Raw genomic sequence first — 4524 nt, forward strand, 5'->3', positions numbered from 1 at the left:
ATTGATTATTCAGCGATTGTTACAGACTTTTGCTATCGCATCACAGAGGTATTTAAGGTTGTGGTCACTGTAACCGGCAATATTCATGCGACCAGTCTTGACCATATAAATACCAAATTCTTGTTGCAGGCGTGTGACTTCATCCGGCTTTAAGCCAGAATAAGAAAACATGCCGCGTTGTTCAGCCACGCAAGCAAATTTTTCTGCCAGTCCATAAGGCTGTAGCGCTGCTACAAATTGCTTACGCAAGGAATTGATACGCCCGCGCATTTCATCCACTTCACTGCGCCACAGGCTGTTTAACTCACTGCTGCCGAGTACGGTGGCAACGATGGCGCTGCCATGTGCCGGTGGGTTGGAGTAGTTGGAACGAGCCACCAGAGCCAGCTGGCTACGAACTTTCTGCATTTCGTCAGCATTTTTTGCCACGGCAATAAATGCACCGATACGCTCACGGTAGAGGCCAAAGTTTTTTGAACAGGAAGCGGTGATCATCACTTCGGGTAGTTGTTCAGACAGCAGGCGAACAGCAAAGGCATCTTCTTCCAGTCCTGCACCAAAGCCCTGGTAGGCAAAGTCAATCAGGGGTAGCAGTTCCCGCTCCTGCAGAATAACAAGAACCTCTTGCCATTGTTCGGCAGAAAGATCAAAACCCGTGGGGTTATGGCAGCAGGCATGCAGCAGCACAACATCACCCTGGGGGATTTGTTTCAAGCTAGCCAGCATGGCAGGAAAATCCAGCCGGTTGGTGTTGGTATCCACATAGGCATAACTGCCATATTCCACTCCGGCAGCATTAAAAATAGCGTAGTGGTTCGGCCAGGTGGGATCAGAAATCCAAACTTTTTTCTGTGGAGCGCAGCGCTTGATAAAGTCAGCTGCCAGCCGCAGGGCACCGGTGCCACCGGGAGATTGGGTCAGGCTGGCACGTTTATTTGCCAGTACACTGGAGTTGTTACCAAAAACCAATGGCAGCATCAGTTCGGAAAAGAGGGGGTCACCGTGGGAACCGATGTAACTTTTGGTGGTTTCTCTAGTTAGCAGCAGGGCTTCAGCTTCTCTGACGGCTTGTAGAATAGGGGTGTTACCCTGCGCATCCCGGTACACACCAACACCCAGATCAATTTTGGCGGGGTTGGTGTCACGGTTAAAGGCCTCAATCAGGCCGAGTATAGGATCTGCAGGCAGAAGTTCCACTTGTCCGAACATGTTATTTCCTTCAGGAGGCTGGGGTGAATTTGCAGCATTGTACCCAACCGCGCGAAGCAATTAAATGTGCATTACTGGTGTGTGCTTTCTTTTTTGATGGCAGTAGAAATAACAGCCTGACCCTTACCGCGTGACTTGGCCAGATACATGGCGTTGTCGGCACTGGTTAGCAGGGCATTAGGGCTGGTGCCCTGTTCTGGCCAGAGTGCCACACCGATGCTGGCACCGGCTTGTAATTGATGCTTCTGCCAACTGAGCGGTTGTGCCAGCAGATTGCAGAGCTGCTCAGCGACAATGATGGCCTGCTCGGCAGAGGTGACGGACGGCATCAGTGCAATTAGCTCATCACCACCCAGGCGTGCAGCAGTATCCTGAGGATTCATGGCTTGTTGTAATCTTGTTGCCAGTTTCTGTAGTAGTGCATCACCGGCATCATGACCGTAAACATCATTGATGTTCTTAAAACCATCCAGATCAATAAAAAACAGCGCAAATGGTTGACTGGCAACAGCGGCTTTTGAACAGGCGTCTTCCAGGCGGATATTCAGCAAACTACGGTTGCACAGTCCGGTTAATACATCGTGATGAGCCAGATGTTGCACCTGCTCCATGGCACTGCGCAGGTGTTGTTCTCTGCGAACCGTGCTGGATACATCGGAAATCTGCAGCAGGCAGGCGGTTTGACCGTTGTGGGTTACAGGTTGCAAGAGGATGGAATGGTGCAGCCGTTGACCGGTATTTTTCTGATAAAGCGGCAGCAGTGGCGGATGCAGTTGATGGGACAAGCGGCGTGATAATCTGAACTCACGGGTTTGATCCAGTGCATCCAGCAGGGCAGGGTCAACTGTCTCACTGAACACCTGATTCAGTTTGTTGTTTAGTGCCTGTTGCTCGCTGATATCGGTGATACGTGCAATCCACGGATTCCACAGCAGGATATTCAGCTCGGTATCCACCAGGATCAGACCAGTTTCCAGAAGGTCTATCAGCGATTTTAAATCACTCTGAGTCAGCGCCATGGTATTAGGGTTTGTCCGGTGTTGTGCAGTTATTGACCCAATAGGTTTTGCAGATACTCATCAAGGGCATCATAAAATCCTTCTGCACTGTGCAGATCAATAATAAAAGCAAGGTAACCCTGCAGGGCGCGTTGGCGCAGCGAGAAATCGATTTGTACCAGCATGATCAGTGAGTCTTCCTGGTCACACAGGATTTGCAGCATTTTTTGGCAGTTGCCGCTGTAAGCTTCTGGCAGGGCAGTGTGAATTTCACGATGTAGGATATTGGCCAGGGTTGCCAGGCAGGAGTTCAGCAGAATATTGCCCAGTTCCGCCAGGGTGTCCTGCTCCAACTCGGAAATTTCGCTGGCACTGAGCTCATGCCCCACCAGAATGCGCACCAGCTCAAGGCTGCGTTCTTCTGGAAAGATCAGTGCCGCTTTGCCATTGATAAAACCATCAAAAGCCTGAGTGACACCGGCCAGAGCAATGGGTAATAGTTTGTTGAATGTGGATTCAGCGATTTGCATATCCACAAAATCAACTTTTGGCACCGACAAAAGAACTTCGTCCTGCACCAGTCGAGACAAGGCTAAGGCAGCTTTTCCGACACCAATGTTCATCAGCTCAACAACGGTTTCCTGCTGATCTGCATTAAAAAGTTTGCTCATGATCTATCCCCTGATCAGGGTGGATAACTGTTCAAGGGTCACTGGCTTGCCTAGGAACACCATACCCAACTTGGTGGCGCGTTCTACAATACTGTCCTGAATATTGGCTGTGATGAGTGCCATGCGCAGGTCAGGTTGCAACCCATTGAGGATTGTCGCCAGTTCCAGGCCATCTATACCGGGCATATTGAAGTCAATCAACACCAGATCAAAGCTCGCTGGAGTAAACAGGGTGAGCGCCTCGTCACCATTGGCAGCTTCTTGTATAGCCAGTTCTCGGTCCGTGGCCTTGGACAGTAAATGTTGCAGGGTCAAGCGAGCTACACGGCTGTCATCAACCAGCAGTATGCGGCAGGGGGTGTTTGAATCCTCGGACATGCCTTATCACCTAATTGTGAGCAACTGAAACATTAGTAATTGATTGTATTTCCTGCGAGTCGGGGTGTCCAGTTTCAGCGCAGGTTTGCCTGTTCCTGAAGTTCACATGCCTGCAGGGTATTTTCAATCAATGATGCAACGGTCATTGGGCCAACACCACCGGGTACAGGTGTAATCCATGCCGCACGTTGACTGGCAGCTGGGTATTCAACATCCCCCACCAGAGTGCCGTCATCCAAGCGATTGATGCCAACATCAATCACGATGGCGCCGGGTTTGACCCATTCACCACGCACCAGGCCGGGCTTACCAACACCCACCACCAGAATATCGGCCTGCGCCACTTCAGCAGCCAGATCTTTAGTGAAACGATGGGTCACAGTCACGGTGCAGCCAGCCAGTAGCAACTCCAGTGCCATGGGGCGGCCAACAATATTGGAAGCACCCACTATGGTGGCTTTCAGGCCTTTCAGATTGATGTCCAGTTGTTGCAGCAATGTCATCACACCCTTAGGGGTGCAAGGGCGCAACAGTGGCTGACGCTGCGCCAGTCGGCCAAGGTTGTAGGGGTGAAAGCCATCCACGTCTTTATCAGGGCGAATACGCTCAAGCAGTGGGCCGGCATCCAGGTGTGAGGGCAGGGGCAGTTGCAGCAGAATGCCATGAGTGGCCGGGTCGGCATTCAGTTGATCAATCAACTGTTCAAGATCCTGCTGGCTGGTATTGCTGTCCAGGCTGAAGGAGTGAGAAACAATACCGGCTTTTTCACAGGCAAGATGTTTGTTGCGAACATACACCTGTGAAGCAGGATCACTGCCAACCAGAATAACGGCCAGTGCCGGAGCAGATTTACCTTCCTGCAGGCGGGTGTTGATTTTTTCTGTTAGAGCTGTACGAAGGGTCAGGGCAATCTGTTTGCCATCAATCAGTTGGGCGCTCATGTAAACTCTGTGTATATCAGTAATCTGGAGTTGTGCATTGTCGCATGACTTGTCTGTAAGTGAAATAACACCTTTACATGGGTGCTCAGTTAAAGTGACGACAGGTTCTTGCTGGGGGTGTTGACCGGTTTTTTTTAATGGTCAGGAATATTTTTTGAATCAGGGGTTGACGCTGAAAATAAACTGCCTATAATGCGCTCCTCGTTGGCAGACACTTCTTCACGGAGCTGCTGACGTAGCAAGAAACGTTCGGGGTATAGCGCAGTCTGGTAGCGCGCCTGCTTTGGGAGCAGGATGTCGGGGGTTCGAATCCCTCTACCCCGACCA

The 4524-nt window shown here is 50.9% G+C and carries 5 protein-coding genes and 1 tRNA gene; 1 reads left to right on the forward strand and 5 read right to left on the reverse strand.

What is annotated here, in order from left to right; genetic code table 11:
- Positions 1-9 precede the first annotated feature (9 nt).
- The 5 genes from IBX50_RS17465 to folD form a co-directional block, all read right to left on the reverse strand.
- Entirely contained in the window at positions 10-1209 is a 1200-nt protein-coding gene (locus IBX50_RS17465; RefSeq protein ID WP_292257578.1) for an amino acid aminotransferase, read from the reverse strand.
- Between the two features lie 71 nt (positions 1210-1280).
- Positions 1281-2228, reverse strand: a complete 948-nt coding sequence (locus IBX50_RS17470; RefSeq protein WP_292257579.1) for a diguanylate cyclase — start codon at positions 2226-2228, stop codon at positions 1281-1283.
- A 29-nt stretch (positions 2229-2257) separates the two neighbouring features.
- On the reverse strand, positions 2258-2878 hold the full coding sequence (locus tag IBX50_RS17475; RefSeq protein WP_292257580.1) for a chemotaxis protein CheC: 621 nt from the start codon (positions 2876-2878) through the stop codon (positions 2258-2260).
- 3 nt (positions 2879-2881) lie between these two features.
- Positions 2882-3256, reverse strand: coding sequence for a response regulator (locus IBX50_RS17480; RefSeq protein WP_292257581.1), 375 nt, complete (start codon positions 3254-3256; stop codon positions 2882-2884).
- A gap of 74 nt (positions 3257-3330) precedes the next feature.
- The gene (gene folD, locus IBX50_RS17485; RefSeq protein ID WP_292257582.1) at positions 3331-4197 is read right to left on the reverse strand and encodes a bifunctional methylenetetrahydrofolate dehydrogenase/methenyltetrahydrofolate cyclohydrolase FolD; all 867 of its coding nucleotides are present in this window, start codon (positions 4195-4197) and stop codon (positions 3331-3333) included.
- Between the two features lie 250 nt (positions 4198-4447).
- Here folD and IBX50_RS17490 point away from each other — a divergent pair.
- A tRNA-Pro gene (locus IBX50_RS17490) sits at positions 4448-4524 on the forward strand.

Source organism: Marinospirillum sp. (assembly GCF_014859565.1).

Excerpts from the sequence above, each read along its gene's own strand:
- IBX50_RS17475 (WP_292257580.1), bottom strand. The coding sequence starts at position 2,878 with ATGAGCAAACTTTTTAATGCAGATCAGCAGGAAACCGTTGTTGAGCTG.
- IBX50_RS17480 (WP_292257581.1), bottom strand. The coding sequence starts at position 3,256 with ATGTCCGAGGATTCAAACACCCCCTGCCGCATACTGCTGGTTGATGAC.
- IBX50_RS17465 (WP_292257578.1), bottom strand. The coding sequence starts at position 1,209 with ATGTTCGGACAAGTGGAACTTCTGCCTGCAGATCCTATACTCGGCCTG.
- folD (WP_292257582.1), bottom strand. The coding sequence starts at position 4,197 with ATGAGCGCCCAACTGATTGATGGCAAACAGATTGCCCTGACCCTTCGT.
- IBX50_RS17470 (WP_292257579.1), bottom strand. The coding sequence starts at position 2,228 with ATGGCGCTGACTCAGAGTGATTTAAAATCGCTGATAGACCTTCTGGAA.